Here is a 25948-nt window from a genome sequence, read left to right as displayed (position 1 = left end):
AATGAGAAAGGCGGACGCATGCCCTGCCGCCCGCCCCTAGCAATTCCGCTGCATTCAATTTTATTTTTTCTGTGCTTCCACATAAGCGTTAATTTGTTTTTGCGTTTCATCGATAACGTCTTGCAAACCTGCGTCCTGGAGCTTGCTCATCATTTCATCTTTTACTTTGTTATAGTCCGTTACGCTTAAGCCCAGATTCGTAATGTATTCACCCATGATGGCCTGGATGTTACTGATCTGGGATTTAATCTTGCTCTGATCCAAGGTAAAGCCGACGAAAGGCGTGACCTCAGAGCTGCTATCCCATTTCTTCAATGCTTCAATATCTTCTTTCGGATAGTTGGTAGAGAACCGAGCGAGACGCAGGTCGTTCCACATCCATACGTTCATATTGTACTGATCTTTCTCGGCGATGCCGCTGACATCAACGGCGCCGTCGGCTAGCTTATAGTTTACGCCTTCCACCCCATATGACCAAAGATCGTAGTTCGCTTGGTCTTTTTTGATCCAGTTAATCAATGCCACGGCCTCATTTACGTGCTTGCTTGTGCTTGGAACGGCCAACATATTGTCTCCGGCAGAGAAAATGTAACGTTTCTGAGGCTCTAGATAAACGGTTTCCACTTTGCCCCCCGAAACGTTTTTCGTAACTGTGTCGATTCTTTCGGATGCTCTAAAAATATTGGCAGCCAAAGCGGCAACCTTACCATTGTCAAATCCGCCTTCAATATCCAATTTCGTGTCGGAGCTAAGCCATCCTTTGTCTTTCCATTCTTTCTTTTTCGCAATCACTTGAGCAAATGCGTCGGAATCCAGGAATGATTTTACCGTATAAGAACTGTCGGCAGGATCAATATATACCGGATATGCGCCGCCATCTCCGATCGGGAAATAGTAGTTGGCATACACCGGGAGCAACTCCTGAAAATTATAGCCGCCGAACGGAACCATATTTGGCTCGTTTTTGGCGATCGCGTCGAAGTAAGCTTCCAGGCCCTCAATTGTCGTAATTTTCGGGACGCCATACTTTTCGCGAAGGTCACCGCGAATATTATAGACATTATTAAACCCAGTCATCGGAATCGCTCTCGGAAGCGCATACTGCTTGCCTTGAATTTGGCCGCCTTTCAACACATAATTAGGCGTACTTGCCACCAGATCGGAACCGTACTCCTTCAGCGCGTCATCAATAGGCTGATATACCTTCTTGGCTGTCAAATCCGACAGCGTAGAGCTGTGCGCCCATGCCAAATCATAAGTTGTTCCGCCAGCAATATTGAGAGCCAGCTTCTGCCAGTAGTCATCAAGATATTTAATGTCGACTTCGATATTCAGTCCGTCCGCTTTCAGCTTTTCATTAATCGCAAGTAATGCGCTTTTTTGCCCTGGCGATTCTTGGCCTGGGAAAGCGGCCGTCAGTTTTACGACTTCTTTGCTTGCGCTGTTGTCGGTACTTGAGCTTGAACTGTTGCTTGCGGCGTTGCCGTCTTCGTTCTTCCCTCCTGAATTGCTGCAGCCTGCGATCATAGCCACTGCTATCAGAGCAGCTGACATGGAGAAAACCGTCTTTTTGAATCTTACCATTTCAATTCCTCCCTTTATTTTCGACAGCTATATGTTTGAAAAGTTTTTTCCGCTGGTGTTTCGGATTAAAACTTTTGAAACCAGGTCTAACGTTAACCTTTGACTGCACCAATCATGATCCCTTTGACAAAATAGCGCTGAATAAACGGATAGAGAAAAATGATCGGGCCGATGGTGACGAACAAGGTGGCAAGCTGAAAAGTCTCTGTCGGCATTGTCATGTCGCCCATGCTGCCATACTGCTTCACGAAACTCATCAGGGATTCAATCCGGTACAGCATGTATTGAAGCGGATACAAATCAGGATTATCGATAAACCATAGCGCGCTTGCCCAATCGTTCCAATAGGCCAAACCAATGAACAAGGTAATGGTGGCCATAATCGGCAGGGACAATGGGATGATAATCTGGACAAATGTTCTCATGACTCCGCAGCCGTCAATCTCCGCCGATTCGATTAGTTCGGACGGAATCGATGCAAAATAGTTGCGCATTAAGAATACGTTGAATGGCGATACCAACCCCGGGAGAATTAACGCCATAATCGTATTCTGCAAATGCAAAAACTGCGTACATACCAAGTACCAAGGCAACAAGCCCGCACCAAATACCATGGTAAGGTAAAAATAGACGGCGACGGCGTTTCGATATTTGACGCGCTTGATCGACATGGCATAACCGGCCATGCCGCAAATGAGCAGTGACATCGCCGTTCCTGCCACCGTAACTAATATCGATACGGCATAACCGGAATAAATAAATCGATCTTTAAATACCAAATCATAAGCCAGTAAGGAAAACTCTTTGGGAATGAGCTGATAACCATAGTCCAAAATGCTCTTTTCGCTGCTTATCGAAGCCATGAAGGTCAGAATAAACGGATATACACATGAGAGGGCAAATGCAAGTAGAATAAGGTGAATCAAGAACTGCATGACTTTTTCAGTTAGTGATCGCTGAATCATCAGACTCCTCCTTTCCGTAACCGCTATTATTAGAACAATGCGCTGTCTTTGTCGTATTTCTTGACCAAGGCGTTGGATCCGTAAACCAAGATGAACCCTACCACAGACTGATATAAACCGACCGCGGCTGTTGTCCCGAAATCAGCTGCCCCTTTGATGGCGCGGAACACATAGGTATCAATGACATCCGTATGTTTGAATAACAGTCCGTTATCTCCGATGATGGAATAGATGGTCCCGAAATCCCCTCGCAGCATGCCGCCAATGCTTAACAAGCACATGATGATAATCATGGGAGCTAATAGCGGCAATAAAATCAGCCTGATTTGCTGCCAGCGATTTGCGCCGTCAAGGGATGCCGCCTCGAACAAATGGTCATCGATTCCGGTGATAGTTGCCAGGTAAACAATGGTGGAGTAACCAGCAGCCTGCCATACGTGAGCTCCTATAATAATCCAGGCCCATGGACCTGCAGTCTGCGACCATACGATCGGTTCATGCCCAAAAAGCTTGACGATCTGATTTGCCACCCCATTGTGGTCTGAAAAGACAAGTTCCGTTACGAATTTGCCGACTACGACCGCTGAGAGAAAGAACGGCAAGAACATCAGATTTTGATAGAATTTCTTAGCGAATTTCAATCTGATCTCATTCAATAGAATGGCAAAGAGAAGGCTTACAAGCGTTGTCCAGAACAAATAGTTCACATTGATAAAGATCGTGTTGTAAGTCGTTCGGAACGCATAAGAGCTTGTAAAATAAAATTTGAAATTGTCTAATCCAACGAATGGACTTTTAAACTTGTCGACGAAATTAAAATCTTGAAAGGCAATTATAATTCCCGGCATCGGCAAATAGGCGAACACAAAAAGGAGGATTATTGCCGGTAACATCATGAAGTAATAAGGATAATTCCGTTTCATTTCGAAAAGAAATCCGTGCCTTTTTTTAAAGAAAATCCCCCGCATATCCGTTTTTTTCTTATTGGCTATCCCCTGCATCACAAAATACCTCCTTAAAATCTGCTGCATGGCGAGTATTTCCACCAGTATCCGCAACGTACTGGTTTCCGCGGTTTCGACCACCGCCTCCGCTGTTATCCGTTAAACGGGGAGGTGCTTTGTCTGACGACCAGATCGGAATTCAACACGATTTTGCGGTTCACTTTTCTTTTCTCCAACATATCGATCAGCAGCTGTACTGCTTGATAGCCCATTTCATATCGGTTCTGGCGGATCGTAGTGATTGGCGGCGAGCAGTACGAAGCGATCACAATATCGTCGTAACCGACGATGGACATATTTTTAGGAGCTTTGAGTCCGAGATGCTCTAGCGCCCTTAGCGCACCTAGCACCATCAAGTCACTGGCCGAGAAAACCGCGGTGACTTCCGGATGGTGGCGCAAGATCTGGTGCATGGCGGCGTAGCCGCCGTCTTCCTTAAATTCACCGTTAAATATAAGCTCCTCGCGGAAAGCGATTCCATGTTCAACCAGCGCATGCCGGTATCCGAGCTGTCTCTCCATGCTGACCGACGCTTCATTATGTCCGTTGATCATGGCAATATGACGATGACCGAGCTGAATCAAGTGCTTGACGGCACATTTTGCCCCGCTGACGTTATCGGTGGTTACGTGCCCTACATTCTGATGGGTGGCCGGAATATCGATCAGTACGCACGGAAAGCTGGTATTCTGAACAACTTGCTGCAAATATGGATCGTTCACCCGAAGACCGGACAGTATGGCCCCATCCACGTTGCGTTCCTTGCACAAATCGGCATAGGACTTGGCAAGTTGCTTTTTGGGGTTGGTGCTGAAGAGCAAAATGTCATAATCCAATTGGACGGAGCGTTCGTTTATGCCGCACAATATTTCGAACGCTAACGAATCTTTCGCGCCGTCCCTGTTGATCTCGGACAAAATGACCCCAATCGTTCGCGTTTTTCGAGTCACCAAACTCCGGGCGACCGCATTGGGGCGATAATTCAGCTCCTCTGCGATGCGTTTGATCTTCATTCGGGTATCTTCATTTACGTCGTCATATCCGTTTAGCGCCCTGGAGACGGTTGTTACGGATACGCCAGCCATTCTGGCCAAGTCTTTAATGGTGGTCAACGCATCATCCTCCTCCATTTTCCCGAAACGTTTCGGATATAAGCACTGCTGAAGCCGCTCAGCCGGTTATACGGGAGGGCAGCTTTTGGGGCACCTTATCAATTGATCTAGACTCTTAATTATAGCCAAATCTGCAGGGTACAGCGCTTTTAGTGCCGCTTTATTCCGAACTACGACCAGCAAGGAGGCACAGAAGCTTCGAAGGATTTCAAAAACTCCGAAAATTCGGAAGATTCCGGAGATAAGGCATCGGCGATTTCGGATTTCTGGTTAGTCGACAATTAAACTCATCCGAAACGTTTCGGTTCTTTTATATTGCCCATTGTATCCTTTTACGAAAGCGCTTGCAATCTTTTTTTAACGAATTTTAGAATCTTTTTAACTTTTGTAACGCCATCGTTTGCTGGCGTATAAGGCTTACTACAGGTTGAAATCTGCGAATTCTTACCTTTGAAGATAACTGCCCATTACTTTAACGAAACAAGGAGCAGCTGCCGCTGGCAAACTGCTCCGTTCGTTCAACTATTGTACCCGTTAGCGTAAAGCCACTCTATATCGATTTGTAATTATAAGACTCGCAATTGATCTATTTCTTGTGCCTTCTTATCCAAGATACCAATAAGAAAGTGAGTATCAATCCAATATAAATAAACATTGTCCAACCATTTGTACCACTTGTATCTCGATTAGGTAGCCAACCCAGGCACTTAAAAGTAACGTATATTCCGATGGAAAAGTACGCTATAAGAAATCTAAACCAATCTTCTTCATTGCTCTACTCCCTACTTTACGTCTGAATTAAAACGCTGCTAAGGTTCGTTAAAATATTTTATTGCAGGAGATGAAGGCTCATCCTTATTGTTCAATAAATATTGATTCAGTTGGATTATCGATGTTTACTTTTTTTCTCCAACTGCTTCGTATTGACCTGCAGACACCTGAATTCTGTACGGCTGCCGCAAGCCGCTTAAAGACAGCCCAGATCGCTCATATCCTCCGAATTCATACGTAGAGCATCGAGCGTGCCCGGTGCGTGCCCTCTAGTTCTCATTCATTCGTACGCGTTTTTAGTGTTCACTAGCGCCAAGTTAATGGTTTTAATTCTGCTGAAATGGGTTGTCATACTGTTCATTTCATTTCATTTCTCCTCCGACTGTAACTTGAACGACTTCCCGGTCAGCCCCACCCTCTTTATGCCTATTTCCACATGCGGATGTATTTCCGTCTGAACGAACTCCGTCTCCCACTTCGATCCGATCTTCTTCCAGTCCCCCGGATACTTGCGATGAATAAGGTCCGCGAAGCCAACGACATCCGTCTTCAGCTTTTTCACCGCCCCCCATCCCATCATGATTGTTTTCTCGATCTCCTTCTCCACCTGCTGCTCCAAAGCCTCTTCAACCGCAGGGTTATTCAGGTCAAGAGGGCAATTCGTCTCCATAAGTTCCCCCGAACCTTTGACATGGATATCAATGCTATAGTGTCCGCCGCTCTTATGCGGAATGAGGCGGGTTTTCGTTTTTATAAGATGAAATGTGGAGTCTTTGCCTGCAGAACTCTCCTTGCAACTGAACGATATGATCGTCCCCAACACATCGTTGTGTATGAAATTCGCTCCTAATGCCTCCTGCTTCGATAACCATCCTGCCAGCTTATCCTGATTCAGAACCGCTAGTCTCCCCAGCATCAGCTTGGAGCTTACTTCAGTCTTGCTTAGCTCATCCTGGCTGGTTACCCGTTTCATCTCCGCTCCGCCACATCCGTGCCGTAGAGCAACGCCTTCGCTTCTTTCTCGTCGGTTGTATTGAGCGCCCAAGACCCTCGAGGAAGATGGTTGCCCCATTCTCCATCTTAATAAGTCCGAAGCAGAATCCTCCACGAATCCTGCAGAAATACGCATGAACATGAATATCGCACCCATTTATAGGTTCTTCAAAAAATTCCAGAAACATACCTTGCATATCGAACATATGTTTGTAGTATAATAAAGAACAAACGTTCGTATGGAGGCGAATAAGAATGCCATCATTACAATCAAATCTCAGCAAATACATGGGGATGGCCGTAGTTATCATTTATCAGGACAGAAACGACCGGATAACCAAAAGACAAATCCTTATACACGCAGTTACACATACGCATGTACGAGCAACCTGCCTAGAATCAGGCGCGCCTCGGCTATTTAAGCTTCAAAATATTTTGGCACATGAGCCGGTGATCCGCGATGTCGGCTAAAGATCGGGTAATCATGTTAGCGGATTGTCAAAGCTTTTATGCGTCGGTAGAGAAGGCTTCGCACCCTGAGCATGCGAATAAGCCCATCGTTGTAGGCGCCGATCCAAGTCGCAAATCGGGGATCGTCTTAGCTGCTTGCCCGCTTGCCAAATCTTACGGCGTTTCCACAGCCATGCGGCTGGGTGAAGCTCTTGGAAAATGTCCTCAGCTCGTCGTGATCCGGCCAAGGATGCAGACGTATATAAACGTATCCTTGCTCATTACGGAGATATACAAGTCATTCACGCCGCTTGTTGAGCCTTTCTCGATCGATGAACAGTTTCTGGATGTCACCGGATCGGTCTCGCTTTACGGCCCTCCGATCGACATCGCGAATCAAATGCAGAACAAGGTGTTGCTCTCAACCGGTGTTTGGACGCGTATTGGCTGTGGGCCAACCAAGATATTGGCGAAAACAGCAACGGACAATTTTGCCAAAAAGCAGCCGGACGGGATCTTCACACTTGATTACGAAAATATCGAATCCGAGTTATGGCCGCTGCCCATCAGCAGCATGTTTATGGTCGCCTCTCGCATGACCGTGCACTTTATACGCATGGGGATTAACACGATCGGCGATTTAGCTAGGATGGAGCTGCATGACTTTAAACGGCGGATGCAGCAACGGATGGGCAAACAGAGCGATATTAAGGCCATCTATTACTGGCAGACTGCGCGCGGCATTGACCCCAGCCCTGTCGTAGCCGGCGCGTTTGGCAAGCCGAAGTCGGTCACACGAGGCCGCGCTTTGCCTTGGGTGCTTTACCAAACCTTAGAGGACATTGAGCCGCTCCTGCTCGAACTCGTGATCGAGGTATGCCGCACAAGCCGATACCACAAGTATAAAGGGCGCAAAGTCACTGTCAGCGCGGGTACAACGAATGGGGTTAAATCCAGTGGCTTCAGCCGCCAAACCACTTTAGATAGTTCCACTTGCTTGGAGCATCACATCCTGGCAGCTGCACATAAATTGTTTATGTCGCACTGGGACGGTAATCCCCTGACTCATCTTGCCGTGGACCTTTCCCAGCTAACAGACAATAGCGTGTACCAACTGGACCTTTTTGAGGACTTACCTAGACAGCACGCACTCGCCGCAACCAAGGATAAAATCAAAGATCGGTTCGGCGAGGCGGCCATTTTAAGCGCCGCATCGCTCCTTAAATCTGGGCAGGCGCGCGAGCGAGCTCAAAAAATTGGAGGGCACTATAAATGAGCAAATTTCTCGAGGGGAATGGCCGTTGGGGCACAAAGTTTATTTCTCCCGAGCATCGTGATCAGCTCAACGAGCTTAGCGACCCGGATAAGGGCGCATCCCAGAAGGTACCTCAACAGATCCTGATAATGGTACGTGACTCCGTGCTTTTACCGATCATGATGACGGTGGTTGAGAACAATCGGCTTGAGATCGAGAGGTCGAACCACTCCTTAAAGACACTTTATACGGCAGCTGCAAACACACTGTTAAATGCCATCCATGCAGACTTGGCCGGGATCCGCAAAGAGTTAAGGGAACATCACATTAAAGTCATCGAGGAAGAACGAGTAGACGATGCCGCACACTATAAATTTTACTATCGAGGGTATGAACATAAATTCGCATTAATGAGGTTTTTAGTGAGGTCTGAAATTAGTACACGGTTAGGAAAATATATCGCCCAGCTCGAGAAGCATTTCAGCGGGCTTATCCATAAGAAGTGACTGCATAAAAATGCTGTTCCGATTAACCCTAATCGGAACAGCATTTTTTTGAGAGAAGCATCAGCCCCATCGCTTGCGAATCCGGTACTGTTTCGGCGTCATACCTGCGTGCTTCTTGAATACCTTGACGAAATGAGACTGATCGTAGAAAGTGAGGCGTTCGCCGATATTCGCAATCGTGTCGCTGGAATGGTCGAGCAGCTTCTTTGCCTCCTCAATACGTTCCCGCTGGATGTAATTCATAACCGTTAGCCCCGTTTCTTTCTTAAACAACTGCGAGAGGTAGTCGGGGTTAAGCCCGGTTACATCCGACAACTGCAGCATGGTAATCTCTTCGAACAGATGAAGGTAGATGAATTCTTTGCAGCTATAGACGGATTTAGAAACGTTGTTATTTCGGCATTGGCTGACACGCTCGGCAAAGTCTACGATTGCAGCGAACACCGCGGCTTCCACCGCTGCCAGATCGTTCAGTTCTTCAATATGCTTAATATGTAAATCGCATAGCGTCGTGGCTAACGCTTCGTACACTCCGCCTTGGACAGCCATATGGCTGCTTATCGTAACCCCGCCTATAGCAAGATTTTTCACATTCCGCAGATGACTCCGCTTCGCATTAACCTCGCTAATATATTCAATATTGGTTGCTTTGGCCAACTGTTTGATCAACTCGTTCTTGTCCCCGCGTTTAATCAGATCGAGCATATAGCTTTGCCCCACATTACCCTCATGAAATATCGAGTACTCCCGGCGATCCGCGAGCTCCAGCTCTTTCTCCTGCTGTTGATCAGGCAGGTTGTACTGCAAAGTGGTTTCGATGACATCCGTAATATCCAATGCTTGCTGATTGATCATCCAATTCGCTGAGGCGCAGATATAAAGAAGTCGCAATCGGTCCACGAACGGGAGACTGCGATAGTATTCCGCCCATATGGCTTGATTCTCTTGCGATATACCATGTTCTTTCCAAAATTCAGCAGCAAGGTTGCCAGGGTTATGCCGAAGGGTCGGACCCATGACGATAACCGCGTGACATTGTGCATGTCGCATGACCGGGATTACGGCAAATTGCTCGGTGTAATTGGTTTCATGAACGACTGGACTGCTTAACTCGGACCCTTTACTTGCTGCCTTACGGAACAAGTCTGCGGCATCGGATAACAAGGGATGATTAGGCATACCGGCAGCCCAGAACGATTCTTCTTGCAAGTCAGAAATGATTTTACAGTAAACCGGGAGGTTCAAGCTTTCATGAAGCAATTTACATAGATAATCTAAATCGGCTGTATGCTCTGTCTTAGACATATGGAACCACCTCGGTAATGTACAATTTATATATCTATCGTACCATACACAGGGTCGAATATATGTCATAATTTCTGTGTAAGTGCTTTCAAGATCATGCGTCCAAGGGGGAGCTTTATGGCAGTTGTGGAGGTGGCAGCGAAGTCGGTCGTTCATACGGACGAACTTATGAAGCTGAGATTTAGTGAGAGGATTGCACTTGTTGTTGGAAGCGCGCCAAATACGTTCCATTATCAAATCATTCAAATGTATTTGTTGTACTTCTACACAGACTTTATGAAAATTGATCCGGCTTTTATAGCTGCATTGTTTCTTATCGTTCGGTTCGCTGATGCGGTCATCTCTCCATTGTTTGGCGCTTTGCTCGACAAAATCAGTACGCCTTGGGGGAAATACACGCCTTGGTTCTTAATCTTAGGTGTTCCGTTCGGCATCTCCGGATGGTTAACCTTTACGGTTCCCGACTTGAATGAGACCGGAAAACTGATTTATGTAGTGGGCACCTATACGGTTTATAGTCTCTTTGCATCCATTATCACGATCCCCGGCAATGCGGTTATACCTGCCGTGACCAAAAGAATCGAAGAACGAATATCCATTGCTCAGCTCGGTTTCCTGTTCATTCTCATCGGCGCATTAATTGTTCAAGTGGCTACTGTGCCATTATACAAAGCTTTAGGCGGCGGGGATGATGGAAGAGGCTTCTCGCTATTAATGGCAGCGGCGGCTATTGTAACGATTATGATCGCTCTCTTTCAATCGGTGCGCGTGAAAGAGAGGTACGTCCTGGCTGTAAATAAAGATCAGAAGTCAGCCTCATTCACGAAGATGCTAGCAGCTACTTTCACGAACAAATATGCCGTCATTTTATATGTCTACTTGTTCGCAGGCTCTATCTCTTCAGGCATCCGGTCCGGCGTTCAAATCCATTTCTACAAATATTTTTTTAATAATGAAGGCTTAATGGCCATTGTTGGCATTGTCGTTCTGATTCCTACCCTCATTGGCGTCGCATTCAGTCAAAGGGTTATCCGTCGATTCGGTTTGAAAAACACGGTGCTGGCCGGAGTCATAGTCGGATTGGCCACATGCCCGATCTATTTATTCATCCCGTCCAATACTACCGGCCTCATCATTTTTATGGCCGTATCGGTAATCACCGCTTTAATCGGCGGGTTTGCGAGCCCTGCTCAAGGTGCAATGATGCCTGCTGCAATTGATTATACCGAATGGAAAAGCGGGCTGAATTTGAATGCATTCATGAGCTCTTTCAATGGATTTATCCAAACCTTTGCGACAGCGATATCAGGCGCAATTGCAGCCGCCGCTTTGACGGTAATCGGATATGTTCCGGGTGCGGAGCAAAGTGATGCGACTCTCTTTGGTCTTAAAGTATTGGTAGGGGTACTGCCTGCCCTATTCGGCGCTTTCGCCATATGTATGTTCTGGTTTGATCTGACGGAAACGAAGCAGGCCCAAATAGCCAAAGAACTTTCAGAAAGAAGGAATAACCATGTCCATTCATGATAACGAAAATGCAACTCAAGTACCTCCACTCTATGACGGTCTGCAGGATCCCGAGTTCCGGCATCCTTATGTGGATATAGATGAATGGCGAGAAGTGCCGGTTCGCCACCGGTACATTCATGGCGGTTTTGATGGCACGGAGACGAAATTTTCGTTCTATTTTCCGCTGGAAGCGAATTATAAGGGCCGCTTCTTCCAACCGGTTTACCCTGTGCAAGGCAGTGAAAACGCAGCTCAAAGCCACATTGCTGGCATTGACAACAAAATCGGTTTTGCCGTATCGAGCGGCGCTTACTTGGTAGAAACCAATATGGGCGGAGCTTCCTCCGATGTTACGCTTGTCTATCGGGCAAGTGCCGCAGTGGCGTTATATTCCCGGGTTAAAGCGGCAGAGTTATTCGGCCCGCATCGTGCTTACGGCTATATTTACGGCGGCAGCGGCGGCGGATTTAAAACGATGAGCTTCATTGAAAATACGACCGGCATCTGGGACGGTGCAGTGCCATTCGTTATTGGAACGCCGATGGCAATTCCAAATGTGTTTACGGCTCGCGTTCATGCCATGCGAATTCTCAAGGATAAATTTCCGGCTATTATCGATGCGCTGGAGCCTGGCGGGAGCGGAGACATGTATGCCGGATTAAACGATAAAGAAAGACAAGCCCTTGAAGAAGTAACCCGGATGGGGTTCCCGCCTAAGGCATGGTTTGCCTACAAAGAAATTGGCGATGGCGCGCTAACCGTTCTGACACCAGCCGTCATGCATATGGATCCTGGCTATTTCGAAGACTTCTGGACCGTTCCCGGTTACCTTGGCGCTGATCCCGAAAGCTCGGCATCAAAGGCGCGTCTTCAATTTAAGACCGAAATTAAGGAAATGGTTTGGCCGAGAAAACAACCTGCACCGGCAAATCAGGCAGCAACGAATATGGGAGTTGACGAGGCTTGGAAAATGCTTGAGACAGCGGAAGAAACGATTCCGTACTTTAAGTTGACTAGTGTACCGGATGGGGATGCCTATCTCGATGGCGCGTTTATCCGCATTGTAAGCGGAGATGCTGCCGGGCTAAAAATTCCTCTTGGGCGGATGAAAGGAAATGTTGTCACGATCGGCTCGGCATTCGGGTTTTTCGCAGCAGTTCAAAGCTTGGAATCGGTGAAAGACGGAGATGAGATCATAATCGATAACTCAGACTACATCGCCATTCAAACCTATCATCGCCATCAGGTTCCGTCGCGTGATTATTATGTATGGGATCAGTTCCGAGATAAGGATGGGGAGCCCTTATATCCGCAGCGTTCTTTTCAAGTGGGACCGGCTGTGTCTTACGGAGGAGCCGGCTCCGTTCAAAGCGGCCGGTTTGAAGGAAAGATGATTGTTGTGCAGACCTTGATGGATGAGAGTGCATTCCCTTGGCAAGCGGATTGGTACCGAACGAAAGTGAAAGAACATTTGGGCGACGATCTGGATGAGCAGTTCAGACTTTGGTATGTGGATCACGCTTTGCACGCGGATAACAGCTCGAACGGCGAACGTGATGAATTGCACGTCGTAACGTACGTTCCTGCTCTGCATCAAGCCCTTCTCGATCTGAGCGCATGGGTCGAGAAAGGAATCAGTCCTCCTGAAAGCACCAACTACAAAGTGGTTGACGGCCAGGTAACGGTTCCAGTCAAAGCCGCAGAGCGCAAAGGCATTCAGCCCGTCATTACGTTGAAAGCAAATGGCGGAGAATGTGCAGTTGTATCTGTAGGGGATACAGTTACGTTCCATGCTGAGATCGAAGCTCCTCCGCATACCGGAACGCTCGTTTCGGCACAGTGGGATTTTGAAGGAGAAGCTGCATTCCCAATTGCTGCAACGATGACGTACACCAATGATGCGGAATCGCAAGCAGTTGTGGAGGCGACCTATTCGTTCTCCAAACCGGGAACTTATTTTCCGGTATTACGAGCTGCTTCGAGCAGAGATGGCGATAGCGGTGACTTCTATACCCAAGTAATGAATCTGTGCCGCGTTAGAGTTGTTGTGAACTAATTAAAAGTCAGGATGAACATACAAAAAAAGCCCCGATTGGGGCTTGTTTCTATAAGTCCATCCTCAGCCGGATCATATCCCGGCAAGGAATGCCATTCTCGATAATCGGCTCCGCATAATGCTTTACGAAATAGTCCGTCTCCACGCCTACCACGCGAAACCCGCATTTCTGATACAGCCCCAGCTGAGCCAGACTGGAATTACCTGTCCCAATCTCAACCGCGCGATATCCCTGTTCCTTGCAATACTGCACGGCATGCCCGATCAGCCTCCTGCCATATCCTTTTCCCTGACGGTCTTCCCGCACGGCGATGTTCATGATTTCGGCGGTTTTCGGCCTAGTGGCTAGCAGCAAATATACGCCGATCACCTGCCCGTCCTCTTCCAGCACCGTGCAGATGCTTCGCCCGGCATAAGCGTCAATCGCTTGCCGCTCCGGATCAGCCAGCAGCAGCAGCCCGTAAGGCAGCTCTTCGTCTTCACCTATTGAGCGAATTCTCAGCTTAGACATCAGTAGGCGCATCCTTATCCGCCAGCGTTAGCTCCAATCCGCCGAGCTTCTTCGCAAACCGATAGCCCGTAATGGCGTAGCCCCGCTTCTTATAAAATTCATGGGCTTCCAGCCGTTCTTCTTTGATCCCGCTGTTCACGTAGATAAAATTCCCGCCTTGCTCCTGCACCCACTGCTCCACATGCGCAAGCAGCGCCCGGCCCACGCCGCGGCCTTGAAACTCCTTCTTCGTCACTAACGAAGATACTTGCGTTTTAACGTCGTTACTGACATAGCTGAACTGCATCCGCAGGCCGACCATGCCAACCACAGCACCTTCAAGCTCCGCCACGAATGTAAAATAATTCGGACTTCCCTCGATATGCGCCATGCGCAGCCTCATATCCTCAAACGTCGAAGGCGATCCCAGATCAGCCATCAGCGCGGTGAGCGGCTCTAGATCCGACTCCCTATATGGGCGAACAACCACCATTCTGATAACCTCCCCTATTCCTAGTTAGATGGTATGGTATAGACCATCAGTTCTTCATCGTAGTAAATGCCTTTATACTTAAGCGCCCTGCGCTCCAAGCCATACACTTCGAAGCCAAGCGACAGATACAAGCCTCTTGCCCGCTCGTTGCCCGTGACGACCATGAGATTGATTTGCTCCAGCCCATCCAGCTCACGCCCCCGGTTCAGCAGCTCCTGCAGAAGCAGTCGTCCAACACCTTGCTGGCGTGCTGCCGGAGACACGTACATCCCCCACACGAAGCCTTTATGCTTCGTTTTGACGGACTCTTCCCTTCGAAACCCGACCATGCCGACAAGCTCCCCGGACTCCGTGAACGCACCTAGAATATACTGATCCTCGGTCACCTGAATCCGTGCCTTAACCGATTCAATCGGCGTGTCGACCGATGCCTCATACGTCGCCCCGAACGCTTCCGGACTGTCTAGCAGCGCTTCCAGCCGCAATCGCCAATACGAATCTACTTCGTCAGGCGTAATCGTTTTGACCACAATCATCGCTAACCTCTCCCTCCTCTTCCATAAAAGCTTGTGTTCAACCGTACCCTGCCCCTATGATTGAACATGTGCCCTAAAACGCAGCTTGCTTAAGGAGTGAACCGAATTCATGTTTACCGTAACAACCGAACGACTCACACTGCTCCCGGTTTCCGCCCTGAACGCGAATGACTTCGAAGCCTATATCCAAGACAAGAAACATATCGGCCGTTACATAGAGCAGGTGAAGCTCGATCCCACGCTGCTTGGCTGGGGCGTGTGGCTGGTGACCGACACCGCAACCGGCGAAGTGCTCGGCGACATCGGGTTTAAAGGGAAACCTGCCGGAGGCATCGCGGAGGTCGGCTACGGTTTCGTCCCTTCCGCTCGCAATCGCGGTTACGCGACCGAGAGTGTTCGTGCTCTCCTGGACTGGGCGTTCTCCACCGCCCAAGCCAAGACGATCATCGCCGAATGCCTCGCAGATAATCTCGCTTCGATCAACGTACTGAAGAAGCTCGGCATGAAGCAAACGAACGCGCAAGACGGGATGCTTTACTGGGCTCTATCCGCCTAACCCTTTGCGATACACCTTCGTGCTGCTCCCTTCCATGTAATAGCCCTGGCTGAAGTAGCTCCACCCGTACCTCTCGTAATAATCGTCAAGGGTTATACTTAAGTAAAGCTGCGTATAATCCTTGCCGGCAAGCTCTACTTCCAAGCGCGCCATTAAGCGGCTGCCAAGCCCTTGGCCCCGGTAGGCCGGGTCTACATAGAGACAAGCGAGCCACGGGAACAGGTCCTGCCGGCTGATAAGATCATTGCGCAGCACGCCGCATATGCCGATAAACTGCACCTTCTCTTGATCGATGGCTACATAGAATTTCGGCACATCCACATCTGCTTGCAGGGCATGTAGGATACAATCGCGATAGAACGCATAATTGTGCTCGTTGCCCCATTGGTTCCAGATATAGCGGATCGCCTCATCGATGAAAGCTTGCGGCTGATCACCCAGCTCGATAATTTGAATCATCCCTCATACGTCCTCCCCGTTTGTGAGACCCCAGCGGCTATGCTGCCTGATAATCGAAATTCCTTCCGACATGCAGCCAGATAATCAGAGAATCGGTATCCGCCGGCTTGAAAAACAGTTCGGTGCTGATGCCAAACGACGACGAGCGTACCTTCGAGCAGTACACGGTGAGCCAGCCTGTAGGAGCGATTCAAAACTGACAATCTGCCCTCGCCCAGCTTAAAGAGCGTCTCCGATTGGAACTCGACATGTTTCTCCTCATCTTGCAAAATCTGATCGCACAAGTCCTGCAGCGTCTTCGACCCGGTGCTCCGCTCAAGTGCAATATAGTAGACCTTCGCGATAATTTCAGCTGTGATCAGCACCATGACAGACAGCTCAAGCCCCGCGAATTGGCGCATTTTGCGAAAAACATGATCCACCCAGTGGCCGCGGATGGACGGCATCCGCTGACCTTTCATAAACCGGGCCAGATCTCTGGCATGACGCTGCTCCTCGCGGATAAAAGCGGTGACCGCTTCATAGTAATCGTGATTCCCGGTTCGTTCGGCATAACGCTTCGCCTGGTGAATCAGATGTTTGCCTTCGGAGCTCTCGCCGAGCTGGAACTGCTGAATGGATGTCTGGATGCACGCTCGCTCGGCCTCTGTCAGCCGATACGAATCCGCCCAATCAATCGCCCTCAAGTTCTGCTGATTATGCAGAAAATAATGCTTCCAAGCCGCAAAATCAACCTTCATCATAGATCCGATACTCCCGGCTTCCAGCCCATGCTTTGACTCCAGCTGCCGGCCCTGCGCATGATAGCCCAGATGTAAGGATCTTTCTCATCGACGTAGCGGTGGCGATCGTGCGCGAACTGCGCCATCAGGTTCATTTTCACATTTGCATAGCCCTCTGCTTCATCTTGATGCGCTCTCAAATAATCACGGAAAAGAAGCGCGAATTGTTCCCCGAAGCTGCCCGCTTCTCGGACATGAATATGCGTGCGCCGCATACCTGTTCCTTCTCTGAAGTAACGTTTGGTGAGCTCGGGATTATCCGCTCTGAATATATAGCCTTGCTGCTCCAAACCGTGACGATACACATCTGCCGGCTCAAGCGAACGGACCGAAACTTGAATATCGATCACAGGTTTGGCAGCCAGTCCGGGAACCGACGTGGAGCCGATGTGGTCAATACGCAGCGCCGTTTCGCCAAGTACCTCGCGCAGACGAAGGCCAATCTCCTGAAACTCGCGTGCCCACCCGGCATCATAAGGAACAATAATAATCGGATCACTCACACCCGATTGCCTCCTCGCCTGCGCCTTCGCCCATGTTAACTGCCTTAACGATACGAAAACCACAATTCCCGGTCGAGCTGTCCGGCGTATTGGAATTTCGCGCTGCCACCCGGTACCGATTGCAGTATGATTTGTGACACAGATAGGAACCTCCGCGCATGGAACGCGCATGCGTCGGCTTCGTATAGTGAGGACTAACCGCTGAAGTAACCCGGTGATACTGCGGCGTGAACCAGTCGCTGCACCACTCCCATACGTTGCCGGACATGTTGTACAGCCCGTACCCGTTCGGCTTATAAGCATCTACAGGCGCAGTTCCGTGGTAGCCGTCGCTTGCATTGTTTTTGACCGGAAACTTCCCTTGCCAAATGTTGCAGAGATGCTCGGTGTCCGGTTTCAGCAAATCCCCCCACGGGTACCGCCGCTGCACCAGACCGCCTCTTGCCGCATACTCCCACTCCGCCTCGGTCGGCAGTCGCCCGCCTCGCCAACTGCAATAGGCTGCGGCATCGTTCCAAGACACGTGCACGACCGGATGATCCGCACGCTCCTCGATATTGGAGTCCGGCCCTTCCGGATGCGCCCAATATGCTCCGTTCACCGCGAGCCACCATGGCGTGCCTTGGGGTGCACCAGCCGCTGCTTCACGGGTAGCATCAGAGGCCAGAAGGTGAAACACATACGACCAGCCGAACTTCTCCGCTTCCGTCACATAACCGGTAGCTGCCACAAACTGAGCAAACTGCGCATTCGTAACCGCGTAACGAGAGATATAGAACGCATCCAGCTTCACATTGCGGATTGGACCTTCACCGTCTTGGGGAAAACCTTCCGCATCATCGGTTCCCATCAGAAACGCTCCCGCGGGGATGAGCATCATATCTTCGTCAACCTGTGGAGATGACGCCGGCTTCGTCTCTAGCTCCGGTAACCGCTGTTGATTCGCACTCTCGCTGCGCTCGCCTGACACTTCGGGCGCCGATGTCTGCGCTTCTACAGAAGCATCGCCTCTGCTTGCGCAGCAGCAGGATTTAAGTTGTTCTGCCATCTCTGTCATCTCCAAGCTTATAGGAATCGGACTGCCGCAAACGGCACCCGTTGTAGACGCTTCCAAGGGAATATTATACAATAACGGTGAATCTATCGAAACGTTTCAAGAGGATAGGAGAGATGCAAATTGACCACGAACACTCCGAAAAGACCGAACATTCTGTTTATCATGTCAGATGACCACGCTTCCCACGCCATCAGCGCCTATGGGAGCCAAATCAATGAAACGCCGAATATTGACCGTATCGCAGAAGGCGGCATGCGCTTTGACAATTGCTTCTGCACCAACTCGATTTGTACACCGAGCCGAGCAGCCATTCTAACAGGGCAATACAATCATATCAATGGAGTTAAAACGCTTGCCGACCCCCTCGATGGGCGGCGCATGACTACCTTTCCGAAACTGCTCCGGAAGGATGGCTACCAAACCGCGATTGTCGGCAAATGGCATCTCGGCCACGGCGGCAACTACGATCCGACCGGCTTTGACTATTGGAGCGTCCTGCCTGACCAAGGGGAGTACCATAATCCCGTCATGATTGAGATGGGCGTCTCTCAGCAGGTTGACGGCTATGTAACGGATATTATTACAGATAAATCATTGCATTGGCTGAAGAACAGGGACAAAGAACGCCCGTTCATGCTCATGTGCCACCACAAGGCGCCGCATCGTCACTGGGAGCCGGATCAGAAGCATATGCACTTATACGAAGATATCGATATTCCGGAGCCGGAAACCTTTTACGACGATTATGCCACTCGCTCTCAAGCTGCCGTGAATGCGAAGATGCGCATCGAAGATCTGCATGAATTAGATACCAAAGGCGCACCGCCCGCGGGACTTACCCCGGAGCAGGAGAAGAAGTGGAAATATCAGCGTTATATCAAGGATTACTTGCGCTGCATTGCCTCCGTCGACGATAATGTAGGCCGTTTGCTCGATTACTTGGATGAAGAAGACGAAACAAACGATACGATTATCATTTATACGTCCGACCAAGGCTTCTTCTTAGGCGACCATGGCTGGTTCGATAAACGGTTTATGTATGAGGAATCGCTGCGCATGCCGTTCCTAATTCGTTACCCTCGGGCCATCCAGGCCGGTACGGTCAGCGACACGATGATTTTGAATGTCGATTTCGCGCCTACCTTCTTGGACTATGCCGCCCTCCCGGTCCCGGAAACGATGCAAGGTCGGAGCTTCAGATCCGTATTGAACGCCGAAACACCATCCGACTGGAGAACCTCCATGTATTACCGTTATTGGATGCATCTTGACGGTGCCCATGAGGTGTACGCCCATTACGGAATGAGAACGCAGCGTTATAAGCTTATTTATTACTACGCCGAAGCACTCGGCACAACAGGCTCCCGCGACGAATCGAAGCCGCCGGAATGGGAATTGTTCGATCTGGCCGAAGACCCGTATGAGCTGAGCAATGTCTACTATTCTCCGGACTACGAGCAGATTGTAAAAGCGCTCACGCTTGAGCTGGAACAGCTCATGCACGATGTCGGAGATGAAGCGCTGCACTAGCACAGGAATAATCTTATATCGATAAGATCAACTACGAAACTCAGCTCTGCAAGTCGGGGCTGAGTTCAAGGAGGCTACCTCATGCCCTACCAATACGGCGGCATCGACCATGTTCAGCTCGCAGCACCGGAAGGCTGCGAATCAGCGGCTCGCGGCTTCTACACCGATGTGCTCGGCTGGACGGAGCTGCCCAAACCTGAACCGCTGCGCCAGCGCGGCGGCGTATGGTTTCAATGCGGCATCCACCAAGTCCATATCGGGGTGCAGCGGGATTTTGTCCCCGCGACCAAAGCGCATCCGGCCTTCCACGTTCGCGGCATCCAAGCTTTGCGCGAGCATCTGCTCCGCAGTCAAATTCAAGTCATCGACGATGAGGCACGGGCAGACGAAGGTGTCACACGATTCTATGTGGCTGATCCTTTCGGCAATCGACTAGAGTTTCTGGAATGGCAATAACCACCAGCTTCAGTACCGAAAGAGCCTACGTGTAGAACGTCATATGCGGCTTCGTGTTTCGGTAATGTGCCATTCGCTCCTCCATCGTTCCCGTGTGAAGCTCGAACTTATGTCCATCCGGGTCGGTGAAATAGATCGATTGACGATCCTCTGCTTCCCTTGACCGACCCGGCAATATATTCACACCAAGCCCTTCCAGCTTCGCAAGCCAAGCATCGAAGTCTGCTTCCGCAATCGTAAAGGCCATATGCGTGTAAGACTGATGGATTTCATTCCGCGGGATGTCCCGCTCCTCGTTTAAGGCAATCCACAGCCCGAATAAATCAAAATAAGCAAGTGAGCGCCCGACCACAAGCAGCTTGGCACCAAACACCTGCTCATAGAAGGAAACGGAACGCTCCAAACTGGATACAGAGAAACAAAGATGATTCATACGTTCCAGCTGCAAAGTTATCTCCTCCCAGCATAAACCTCTAATGATGTAAACAAGCCATCAACTTAGCCACGAGGACTTCCTCTTTCAATAAGCAATCCACAAGCGGCATAATCGCAAAATAAGAGAATACCTCTTCATTTCCAAGCGTGCAAGCGTCGTACAGAATGCTAATATCGAACGTTTTGCGGATTTCGCCGCCGGTCGCTTGAACAGCAGCCTTCAATGCAGCATACAGCTTTCGATTGTCAAAAGCCTGCTCCAGCGCGAACCTCCCGGCCATGCTGTTCCACCAAGCAAAGAAGGATTGATAGATTTCGTGATAGTGGCGATCACTGTCTTCCTCCTGCACGAACAGCCTTTCGTATACCAGCTCCCTGTGTGCTTTAAACATGTTCAAATCATGAAAGGGCTCCTCGGCTATACGAGCTGTAGCGGCTTCGGCCCACACCTTCGCAAACTCCCTCTCAAAATCAGCCAAGAACGGAATCTCCCGTCCCGAAAGATAAGGAAATTTATAGCGCTCCTCACCCTGCCCGCTTCGTTGGTTTAGATACAGATTTTGAATATACACCAGGAAATTCAAGGTATAGGCCGTATCACTTCTCATCGTTAAGGATGGCGACATCTCGTTCCCACCTCACTCCCTCATTCGTTGTGGATGCGAGTTAGGCTTGAAGCTTCGCCAGCAGCTCGGCAAACCGTTCATAAAGCTCCTTCGCCCCTGCTTCCATGCCCGATTGAATCACACCATCGCGAGCGGCAAGCGACGGGAGGATCGATTGCTCCGTCAGCTTCGTTTTGCCGTCCGGGAGCTCTTCGAAAGTTACGATGACAAGACCGGCTTGACCCGGCATACCTTCAAATTCGAAGGTCTGGACAAGCCGCTCAGGCGCAAGGCTCTCATGATAGACACCGCTAAATGCGTATTCATTGCCTTTGCTGTCATGCTGAACGTACCGCCATACGCCGCCTTTTCTGACATCCATTTGGTCCACCGTCGTGGTCAAGCGTCTTGGCCCCCACCACTCCGCAATCGTATTCGGGTCGGTATAGGTTTTGAAAACAAGCTCGCGCGGTGCATCGAACGTAACGCTCATAAAATACTCCTGTTTACCCGGTTCAGCAATCAACGTCGTTTGGATCATTTTGAGAACAGCTCCTTTGAGTTAGGTCAAGTTATTGCCTGTTATTAGCATACCGTTCTAGTTGATGGTCTTCAACCAAGGCAATGGATCTCTTCGTGCGGGCGTATTCGATAATATGTTTACTCATGTTGGGATACAGCGTAACGGATTCGAGCTCCCGAAGATTTACCCAGCGTACCCCAACCTGCATCGGATCAGGCGAATCCGGCAACCTGGGCACCGATCCTTCTTGAATCGAGCAGTCAAAAATAAGATTAAGACAAGGAGTCACCGAATCGTACTCCCCCGACTGTCGATGCGGTGCAAACTCGTACACGAACGCGATCGGCCCGATATCGATTTCGACATTGGCTTCTTCGCGCAATTCGCGAATCAGTGTTTCCGTAACGGATTCACCTGGCTCGGCACCTCCGCCCGGAAGATTATAATGAAGCCGATCCTTATGCTCGCTGTATTCAATGAGCAGAACATGATTATTCTCGATAATTAGAGCGGTAGGCCTTACTCGAATAGGAAACGTCATCCTGCCGTCATCCTCCTTTTATAGGGTTGTCCATCCTATCGCCGATTCCAACAGCAGCTGCTCCCCAATTTGAATTTCTTTACTCGCGATCACTTCCCCGCCAAGTCTTGTATAGAAATGTAATGAGGGGTTGTCTTTCAATACCCAGAGCATCAGCGAGGAGTAGGCTCTAGCCTTCATTGCGTCAAGCGCAGCAGTGAACAGCCGTCTACCGTGGCCTTGGCCCTGTGCTTCTTGCAGCAGATAGAAGGCATACACTTCTGCTTCGTAGCCCGAATCCGGCTCGCGGCTCTTCCCGGCATCGACAAAGCCAATAATACGGCCGTTCGCCTCTTCGGCTACGAGTGTAATTTGATCGGGATGGGGATTGTTGAATGTCCATAACCTGTTGCGCATACGACTTTCCAATGTCAGTCCGGCCAGATAGGAATCTGCAACGAGACCGGCATACGTTGTCCTCCAGCTTTCCAGATGGACCTTGGCAATTCCTTCACAATCATCAATTGAGGCTTCACGAATGATCATCCGACCCACCCACCTCTTCGAAAATAATTAGACCCGTACCAGGATTGGCAACGGTATTTCGAGCATCTAGAAAATAATCGGATCCTGCAAACGCGACCATTGCATGATCGGCTCTTGTTCGTCGTTAAGAGCAATCGTCCCAATCATAACCTCATCGGACTCACGGTGAGCGAAGTAATGCTGAAGCATAAAATGAATGATTTTCGAGGTGCGCAGGTTAAGCAGATCTCCCTCTTCGACCCATAGCAGCTCGCCTTCCTCAGAAGGCACACATTGCCTATCGCTTGTCCGTCCAAAATAGACAAATTGCTGCCGGATCTCCCCTTCCTTCACACGCAGCAGCATATATCTCAGTTTCAAGTCATGGATGCTGTGCTCGGAAATGCCCGACTCCTCTTGAATCTCTCGAAGGCAGGCTGTCTTCGGATCATTAAGCTCACTTGGCTCCAGATGCCCGCCTAACCCGGAATAAAACGCATGCTGATACAGCCTGCTGCTTGTTTTCTTCATCATCAATGCATGATTGTCATTGAACAAGAACACCGTTGCCATTTGTCTTAGCTCCATGGGGACTTCCTTTCGCATGTTTCGTTCGCCTACCCGCCTACCAAAGTTCCTTTATAAGATCTTTCGGGCTAAGCAGTTTGCTATACTCGCTTTGCACATAGGTGTTGAACCAGAAAGCATGATACACGCGCATTCCTGCTTGTGATGCCCCTACCAATTCATTGGATCCTCCGTCGCCTACGAATACACATTCCTCTGGCTTCACATTTAACCGCTCACAAGCTAGCTCGTAGATTCTAGCATCCGGCTTGCTGCATTTTACATCAAAGGAGAACACATAATCATCGAAAAACGCCGCTATTGGGGATTCCGGCCAATAGGTAACCTCTTCTTCCGTGCAGTTGCTTATTAAGCCGATCTTGATTTGCTGACTGCGCAGCTCAGTTAACAGTTCTATGATCTCATCTTGAATCGAATGGAAGGGGAGCTTCTTCTCTTCTATTCTTGATTGAAAGAGATAGCGAACAGAGTCTTCATTAATCTCCAAGTTTCTCGCCAGCGCGATGTCTCTAAGCACTTCAGCGTAGGAGGCGAAATGTCCATTCATGCGCTTCTCTTGGCGAAGGCTCCACTCTTTCTTAAAGTCTGCGTTCGAGATGCTTAGTAACGTGCTGTAATCATAGTTCCGATTCGACAGTCTCTTCCCCTGCTCAAATTCAGTGATTAACGTTTCGAACAAATCGAAAAATACAGCTTTAACCGTCATGTAGTCTCCTCCTTACGCGCTAACGAATCCTGAGGGTCTTATTGGTGCGAAATTAGCCACTTATTAAATCTAACGAATCGTAGAGACGCTATTGAGGCGAAATGGGGTGAAAAAGAGCCTTTTTATACCGAATAAGACCTGTAGCGTTCGTTAGAATTTGGGACCCCTTCATTTTGTTGAAATAAGGCCTCTAGGATTCGTTAGCGTGAGTGACCATGAACACTGCCCGGCGATTAATACAATATTTCATACTGAGCAATCGACTCTTCTTTGAACACGGTTTTCGTATGTTGGATCGCATCCATCAGCCGTTGAATCGTGAAGCTGCTGATCGGCCTCGGCAGTGCTGCCACATCGAAAAATCCATATTGATCAATTTCATTGTTATCTACGCGGATGCTGCCTACAAAGTGATCTGTTTTAAAGGTGTAGATGTATCGGTTCTTATGCGGTTGAAAATAGAGCCCGGACAGCTCCATGTCGCGAACGCTAATATTGGCTTCCTCTTGCAGCTCCCGCTCGGCCGCATTCCATGCGGATTCCCCATCCTCAACCATGCCGCCGGGAATGGACCACTTCTTCTTCCCATACGTTTGACGAACCAGCAGCACCCTGTTCTGCTCATCGATGATGATGATTCCTGAAGCATCCTGACCTTTCAGCATGGAATCCCTCTTTTCGAACTAGATAAGATCATCCTTACAAATCTACTGTAAAGCCGCCCCCACTCACTCCCGCTCCGTCATCAGTCTCTCCAGCAACGCCTTCAATGTACTTCCGATTTCAACTTGCTTCCCATTGTTAATCTGGACGCCGCTTTCCATATATCCGGTAAACTGATCAATCCAGCCGTCGTTTCCTGAAGTGCCGGCGTGCCTTGTCGTGATGACGAAGTGTTTGCCCACTTGCTTCGTGCTCTCTGTTTCCGGCGCTGCCTTAAGCTCCATATAAATACGCCGAATCTCATCCGAATCGGTAACGACTACGGTTTTCCAGCCTTTATCAATATCCGCGATTTCCATCACCATTGATTTGGGGTAATTCCACCAGCTATACAATGTCACATGATCTCGATGAAACGTCACCGGATTGAATAAGTACAGAGAGTGAATCAGCAGGATGACTGCGAGAAGAGTTAAAACAACAACCGCCGCGAGAATACGCTTCAAGCGTCTAGAACGCATGCCCGAACGCCTTCTCGAATAAGGAACGGGTATAGGATTCAAACTGTGGATTCGACTCATAGTAAACCCCGCCTATTCCATTGGGAGTAAATCCCATTGTTTTCTTATCCCCTTCAAACAAGCTGATGCCAAACACATAACCCGCTCGATCCTCTTGATTCTCGTCCGGTTTCAGCTTCAGATCCTTTACCTGATTGAGCCACTGCGATATCGTTTCCTTATCTTCCACCGCAGCCCGTTCTCCGGAGGAACCGTTCAAAAGCTCGATTCTTGTCACCTTTGAAATATCCCCGGGATAAGCCTCCGCTAGAGTAATCGAATGTAATTTCCCAGAGCTTCTGCCCAAATGCATCTGGCAGCCAGCCAAGAAGATAACCAAGAACAGCATCGTTATTCGTATCATGTTATAACCCCCGACCTTGGTAACTGGTTTCTATATTCTACCAACGTCACCATCTGCAATAAAGTTTCACTGCCCTGTAATCTCCTG

Annotated in this window: 30 protein-coding genes; 7 read left to right on the top strand and 23 right to left on the bottom strand. The window is 49.2% G+C overall.

Annotation, left to right across the window (positions count from 1 at the left end; translation table 11 throughout):
- Positions 1 to 60: 60 nt before the first annotated feature.
- From AC50Y3_RS13275 to AC50Y3_RS13255, 5 genes are all read right to left on the bottom strand, one after another.
- Entirely contained in the window at positions 61 to 1584 is a 1524-nt protein-coding gene (locus tag AC50Y3_RS13275) for an ABC transporter substrate-binding protein (RefSeq protein WP_494819176.1), read from the bottom strand.
- A 92-nt stretch (positions 1585 to 1676) separates the two neighbouring features.
- A complete protein-coding gene (locus tag AC50Y3_RS13270; RefSeq protein ID WP_494819175.1) occupies positions 1677 to 2549 on the bottom strand; it encodes a carbohydrate ABC transporter permease in 873 nt (290 codons plus the stop codon).
- Between the two features lie 29 nt (positions 2550 to 2578).
- A complete protein-coding gene (locus tag AC50Y3_RS13265; protein ID WP_494819174.1) occupies positions 2579 to 3472 on the bottom strand; it encodes an ABC transporter permease in 894 nt (297 codons plus the stop codon).
- Between the two features lie 173 nt (positions 3473 to 3645).
- Entirely contained in the window at positions 3646 to 4665 is a 1020-nt protein-coding gene (locus tag AC50Y3_RS13260) for a LacI family DNA-binding transcriptional regulator (protein WP_494819173.1), read from the bottom strand.
- 1138 nt (positions 4666 to 5803) lie between these two features.
- Positions 5804 to 6409, bottom strand: coding sequence for a Ger(x)C family spore germination C-terminal domain-containing protein (locus tag AC50Y3_RS13255; RefSeq protein WP_494819172.1), 606 nt, complete (start codon positions 6407 to 6409; stop codon positions 5804 to 5806).
- A gap of 480 nt (positions 6410 to 6889) precedes the next feature.
- Here AC50Y3_RS13255 and AC50Y3_RS13250 point away from each other — a divergent pair, with 480 nt between their 5' ends.
- Together AC50Y3_RS13250 and AC50Y3_RS13245 are read left to right on the top strand one after the other, a co-directional pair.
- The gene (locus AC50Y3_RS13250; protein WP_494819171.1) at positions 6890 to 8155 is read left to right on the top strand and encodes a DNA polymerase IV; all 1266 of its coding nucleotides are present in this window, start codon (positions 6890 to 6892) and stop codon (positions 8153 to 8155) included.
- Positions 8152 to 8640 (top strand): YhjD family protein, encoded by a 489-nt coding sequence (locus AC50Y3_RS13245; protein WP_494819170.1) that lies wholly within the window; start codon positions 8152 to 8154, stop codon positions 8638 to 8640. Before AC50Y3_RS13250 ends, AC50Y3_RS13245 begins: the two co-directional genes overlap by 4 nt.
- A gap of 60 nt (positions 8641 to 8700) precedes the next feature.
- Here the strand turns inward: AC50Y3_RS13245 and AC50Y3_RS13240 are convergent, their stop codons facing one another.
- Positions 8701 to 9945 (bottom strand): helix-turn-helix domain-containing protein, encoded by a 1245-nt coding sequence (locus AC50Y3_RS13240; protein ID WP_494819169.1) that lies wholly within the window; start codon positions 9943 to 9945, stop codon positions 8701 to 8703.
- Positions 9946 to 10062: 117 nt separating this feature from the next.
- Between AC50Y3_RS13240 and AC50Y3_RS13235 the strand changes: the two genes are divergently transcribed.
- The gene (locus tag AC50Y3_RS13235; protein ID WP_494819168.1) at positions 10063 to 11472 is read left to right on the top strand and encodes an MFS transporter; all 1410 of its coding nucleotides are present in this window, start codon (positions 10063 to 10065) and stop codon (positions 11470 to 11472) included.
- Complete coding sequence (locus tag AC50Y3_RS13230) at positions 11459 to 13510, top strand: Tat pathway signal sequence domain protein (protein ID WP_494819167.1); 2052 nt, start codon at positions 11459 to 11461, stop codon at positions 13508 to 13510. Before AC50Y3_RS13235 ends, AC50Y3_RS13230 begins: the two co-directional genes overlap by 14 nt.
- 49 nt (positions 13511 to 13559) lie before the next feature.
- Here AC50Y3_RS13230 and AC50Y3_RS13225 read toward each other — a convergent pair whose 3' ends face one another.
- The 3 genes from AC50Y3_RS13225 to AC50Y3_RS13215 are packed head-to-tail and all read right to left on the bottom strand — an operon-like array spanning position 13560 to position 15029.
- A complete protein-coding gene (locus AC50Y3_RS13225; protein ID WP_494819166.1) occupies positions 13560 to 14021 on the bottom strand; it encodes a GNAT family N-acetyltransferase in 462 nt (153 codons plus the stop codon).
- The gene (locus tag AC50Y3_RS13220) at positions 14014 to 14493 is read right to left on the bottom strand and encodes a GNAT family N-acetyltransferase (protein WP_494819165.1); all 480 of its coding nucleotides are present in this window, start codon (positions 14491 to 14493) and stop codon (positions 14014 to 14016) included. Before AC50Y3_RS13220 ends, AC50Y3_RS13225 begins: the two co-directional genes overlap by 8 nt.
- A 20-nt stretch (positions 14494 to 14513) precedes the next feature.
- Entirely contained in the window at positions 14514 to 15029 is a 516-nt protein-coding gene (locus AC50Y3_RS13215) for a GNAT family N-acetyltransferase (RefSeq protein ID WP_494819164.1), read from the bottom strand.
- 109 nt (positions 15030 to 15138) lie between these two features.
- Here AC50Y3_RS13215 and AC50Y3_RS13210 point away from each other — a divergent pair, with 109 nt between their 5' ends.
- Positions 15139 to 15585 carry a GNAT family N-acetyltransferase gene (locus AC50Y3_RS13210; protein ID WP_494819163.1) on the top strand — a complete coding sequence of 149 codons (447 nt, stop codon included), beginning with the start codon at positions 15139 to 15141 and terminating at the stop codon, positions 15583 to 15585.
- Here AC50Y3_RS13210 and AC50Y3_RS13205 read toward each other — a convergent pair.
- Genes AC50Y3_RS13205 through AC50Y3_RS13190 form a run of 4 tightly spaced genes read right to left on the bottom strand, consistent with a single transcriptional unit; the run spans position 15574 to position 18377 of the window.
- A complete protein-coding gene (locus tag AC50Y3_RS13205; protein WP_494819162.1) occupies positions 15574 to 16044 on the bottom strand; it encodes a GNAT family N-acetyltransferase in 471 nt (156 codons plus the stop codon). The two genes, AC50Y3_RS13210 and AC50Y3_RS13205, sit on opposite strands and share 12 nt — an antisense overlap.
- Positions 16041 to 16787: a ferritin-like domain-containing protein gene (locus tag AC50Y3_RS13200; protein ID WP_494819161.1), complete on the bottom strand. Its 747-nt coding sequence runs from the start codon at positions 16785 to 16787 to the stop codon at positions 16041 to 16043. The genes AC50Y3_RS13205 and AC50Y3_RS13200 overlap by 4 nt, the downstream gene beginning before the upstream one ends.
- Positions 16784 to 17329, bottom strand: a complete 546-nt coding sequence (locus AC50Y3_RS13195; RefSeq protein WP_494819160.1) for a GrpB family protein — start codon at positions 17327 to 17329, stop codon at positions 16784 to 16786. The genes AC50Y3_RS13200 and AC50Y3_RS13195 overlap by 4 nt, the downstream gene beginning before the upstream one ends.
- Entirely contained in the window at positions 17322 to 18377 is a 1056-nt protein-coding gene (locus tag AC50Y3_RS13190; RefSeq protein WP_494819159.1) for a formylglycine-generating enzyme family protein, read from the bottom strand. The genes AC50Y3_RS13195 and AC50Y3_RS13190 overlap by 8 nt, the downstream gene beginning before the upstream one ends.
- Positions 18378 to 18506: 129 nt before the next feature.
- Between AC50Y3_RS13190 and AC50Y3_RS13185 the strand changes: the two genes are divergently transcribed.
- Complete coding sequence (locus AC50Y3_RS13185) at positions 18507 to 19916, top strand: sulfatase family protein (RefSeq protein WP_494819158.1); 1410 nt, start codon at positions 18507 to 18509, stop codon at positions 19914 to 19916.
- Between the two features lie 81 nt (positions 19917 to 19997).
- Positions 19998 to 20372, top strand: coding sequence for a VOC family protein (locus tag AC50Y3_RS13180; RefSeq protein ID WP_494819157.1), 375 nt, complete (start codon positions 19998 to 20000; stop codon positions 20370 to 20372).
- A 25-nt stretch (positions 20373 to 20397) separates the two neighbouring features.
- On the opposite strand, the gene fosB is transcribed toward AC50Y3_RS13180, so the two are convergent.
- The 10 genes from fosB to AC50Y3_RS13130 form a co-directional block, all read right to left on the bottom strand.
- Complete coding sequence (gene fosB, locus AC50Y3_RS13175) at positions 20398 to 20805, bottom strand: metallothiol transferase FosB (RefSeq protein ID WP_494819253.1); 408 nt, start codon at positions 20803 to 20805, stop codon at positions 20398 to 20400.
- A 40-nt stretch (positions 20806 to 20845) separates the two neighbouring features.
- Positions 20846 to 21433, bottom strand: a complete 588-nt coding sequence (locus tag AC50Y3_RS13170; RefSeq protein WP_494819156.1) for a hypothetical protein — start codon at positions 21431 to 21433, stop codon at positions 20846 to 20848.
- 40 nt (positions 21434 to 21473) lie between these two features.
- The gene (locus tag AC50Y3_RS13165; RefSeq protein ID WP_494819155.1) at positions 21474 to 21953 is read right to left on the bottom strand and encodes an SRPBCC family protein; all 480 of its coding nucleotides are present in this window, start codon (positions 21951 to 21953) and stop codon (positions 21474 to 21476) included.
- Positions 21954 to 21984: 31 nt separating this feature from the next.
- On the bottom strand, positions 21985 to 22476 hold the full coding sequence (locus tag AC50Y3_RS13160; protein WP_494819154.1) for an NUDIX domain-containing protein: 492 nt from the start codon (positions 22474 to 22476) through the stop codon (positions 21985 to 21987).
- Positions 22477 to 22494: 18 nt separating this feature from the next.
- Complete coding sequence (locus tag AC50Y3_RS13155; RefSeq protein ID WP_494819153.1) at positions 22495 to 23001, bottom strand: GNAT family N-acetyltransferase; 507 nt, start codon at positions 22999 to 23001, stop codon at positions 22495 to 22497.
- A gap of 66 nt (positions 23002 to 23067) precedes the next feature.
- Entirely contained in the window at positions 23068 to 23586 is a 519-nt protein-coding gene (locus tag AC50Y3_RS13150; RefSeq protein ID WP_494819152.1) for an NUDIX domain-containing protein, read from the bottom strand.
- Between the two features lie 19 nt (positions 23587 to 23605).
- Positions 23606 to 24274 carry an HAD family hydrolase gene (locus AC50Y3_RS13145; RefSeq protein WP_494819151.1) on the bottom strand — a complete coding sequence of 223 codons (669 nt, stop codon included), beginning with the start codon at positions 24272 to 24274 and terminating at the stop codon, positions 23606 to 23608.
- Positions 24275 to 24507: 233 nt separating this feature from the next.
- Entirely contained in the window at positions 24508 to 24939 is a 432-nt protein-coding gene (locus AC50Y3_RS13140) for an NUDIX domain-containing protein (protein ID WP_494819150.1), read from the bottom strand.
- Positions 24940 to 25002: 63 nt separating this feature from the next.
- Positions 25003 to 25458 (bottom strand): hypothetical protein, encoded by a 456-nt coding sequence (locus AC50Y3_RS13135; RefSeq protein WP_494819149.1) that lies wholly within the window; start codon positions 25456 to 25458, stop codon positions 25003 to 25005.
- Complete coding sequence (locus tag AC50Y3_RS13130) at positions 25448 to 25861, bottom strand: hypothetical protein (protein WP_494819148.1); 414 nt, start codon at positions 25859 to 25861, stop codon at positions 25448 to 25450. Before AC50Y3_RS13130 ends, AC50Y3_RS13135 begins: the two co-directional genes overlap by 11 nt.
- Positions 25862 to 25948: the final 87 nt, after the last annotated feature.

Source organism: Paenibacillus sp. J22R98, assembly GCF_059383835.1.
Note: the sequence above shows the minus strand (reverse complement) of the source record. Positions and strands in the feature narration are given on the sequence as shown.

What these genes read in the sequence shown, in the direction of transcription:
- AC50Y3_RS13275 (WP_494819176.1), bottom strand. Translation starts at nt 1,584, where the DNA reads ATGGTAAGATTCAAAAAGACGGTTTTCTCCATGTCAGCTGCTCTGATA.
- AC50Y3_RS13270 (WP_494819175.1), bottom strand. Translation starts at nt 2,549, where the DNA reads ATGATTCAGCGATCACTAACTGAAAAAGTCATGCAGTTCTTGATTCAC.
- AC50Y3_RS13265 (WP_494819174.1), bottom strand. Translation starts at nt 3,472, where the DNA reads ATGAAACGGAATTATCCTTATTACTTCATGATGTTACCGGCAATAATC.
- AC50Y3_RS13255 (WP_494819172.1), bottom strand. Translation starts at nt 6,409, where the DNA reads ATGAAACGGGTAACCAGCCAGGATGAGCTAAGCAAGACTGAAGTAAGC.
- AC50Y3_RS13250 (WP_494819171.1), top strand. Translation starts at nt 6,890, where the DNA reads ATGTCGGCTAAAGATCGGGTAATCATGTTAGCGGATTGTCAAAGCTTT.
- AC50Y3_RS13245 (WP_494819170.1), top strand. Translation starts at nt 8,152, where the DNA reads ATGAGCAAATTTCTCGAGGGGAATGGCCGTTGGGGCACAAAGTTTATT.
- AC50Y3_RS13240 (WP_494819169.1), bottom strand. Translation starts at nt 9,945, where the DNA reads ATGTCTAAGACAGAGCATACAGCCGATTTAGATTATCTATGTAAATTG.
- AC50Y3_RS13235 (WP_494819168.1), top strand. Translation starts at nt 10,063, where the DNA reads ATGGCAGTTGTGGAGGTGGCAGCGAAGTCGGTCGTTCATACGGACGAA.
- AC50Y3_RS13230 (WP_494819167.1), top strand. Translation starts at nt 11,459, where the DNA reads ATGTCCATTCATGATAACGAAAATGCAACTCAAGTACCTCCACTCTAT.
- AC50Y3_RS13225 (WP_494819166.1), bottom strand. Translation starts at nt 14,021, where the DNA reads ATGTCTAAGCTGAGAATTCGCTCAATAGGTGAAGACGAAGAGCTGCCT.
- AC50Y3_RS13220 (WP_494819165.1), bottom strand. Translation starts at nt 14,493, where the DNA reads ATGGTGGTTGTTCGCCCATATAGGGAGTCGGATCTAGAGCCGCTCACC.
- AC50Y3_RS13215 (WP_494819164.1), bottom strand. Translation starts at nt 15,029, where the DNA reads ATGATTGTGGTCAAAACGATTACGCCTGACGAAGTAGATTCGTATTGG.
- AC50Y3_RS13210 (WP_494819163.1), top strand. Translation starts at nt 15,139, where the DNA reads ATGTTTACCGTAACAACCGAACGACTCACACTGCTCCCGGTTTCCGCC.
- AC50Y3_RS13205 (WP_494819162.1), bottom strand. Translation starts at nt 16,044, where the DNA reads ATGATTCAAATTATCGAGCTGGGTGATCAGCCGCAAGCTTTCATCGAT.
- AC50Y3_RS13200 (WP_494819161.1), bottom strand. Translation starts at nt 16,787, where the DNA reads ATGATGAAGGTTGATTTTGCGGCTTGGAAGCATTATTTTCTGCATAAT.
- AC50Y3_RS13190 (WP_494819159.1), bottom strand. Translation starts at nt 18,377, where the DNA reads ATGGCAGAACAACTTAAATCCTGCTGCTGCGCAAGCAGAGGCGATGCT.
- AC50Y3_RS13180 (WP_494819157.1), top strand. Translation starts at nt 19,998, where the DNA reads ATGCCCTACCAATACGGCGGCATCGACCATGTTCAGCTCGCAGCACCG.
- fosB (WP_494819253.1), bottom strand. Translation starts at nt 20,805, where the DNA reads ATGAATCATCTTTGTTTCTCTGTATCCAGTTTGGAGCGTTCCGTTTCC.
- AC50Y3_RS13170 (WP_494819156.1), bottom strand. Translation starts at nt 21,433, where the DNA reads ATGTCGCCATCCTTAACGATGAGAAGTGATACGGCCTATACCTTGAAT.
- AC50Y3_RS13165 (WP_494819155.1), bottom strand. Translation starts at nt 21,953, where the DNA reads ATGATCCAAACGACGTTGATTGCTGAACCGGGTAAACAGGAGTATTTT.
- AC50Y3_RS13160 (WP_494819154.1), bottom strand. Translation starts at nt 22,476, where the DNA reads ATGACGTTTCCTATTCGAGTAAGGCCTACCGCTCTAATTATCGAGAAT.
- AC50Y3_RS13155 (WP_494819153.1), bottom strand. Translation starts at nt 23,001, where the DNA reads ATGATCATTCGTGAAGCCTCAATTGATGATTGTGAAGGAATTGCCAAG.
- AC50Y3_RS13150 (WP_494819152.1), bottom strand. Translation starts at nt 23,586, where the DNA reads ATGCGAAAGGAAGTCCCCATGGAGCTAAGACAAATGGCAACGGTGTTC.
- AC50Y3_RS13145 (WP_494819151.1), bottom strand. Translation starts at nt 24,274, where the DNA reads ATGACGGTTAAAGCTGTATTTTTCGATTTGTTCGAAACGTTAATCACT.
- AC50Y3_RS13140 (WP_494819150.1), bottom strand. Translation starts at nt 24,939, where the DNA reads ATGCTGAAAGGTCAGGATGCTTCAGGAATCATCATCATCGATGAGCAG.
- AC50Y3_RS13135 (WP_494819149.1), bottom strand. Translation starts at nt 25,458, where the DNA reads ATGCGTTCTAGACGCTTGAAGCGTATTCTCGCGGCGGTTGTTGTTTTA.
- AC50Y3_RS13130 (WP_494819148.1), bottom strand. Translation starts at nt 25,861, where the DNA reads ATGATACGAATAACGATGCTGTTCTTGGTTATCTTCTTGGCTGGCTGC.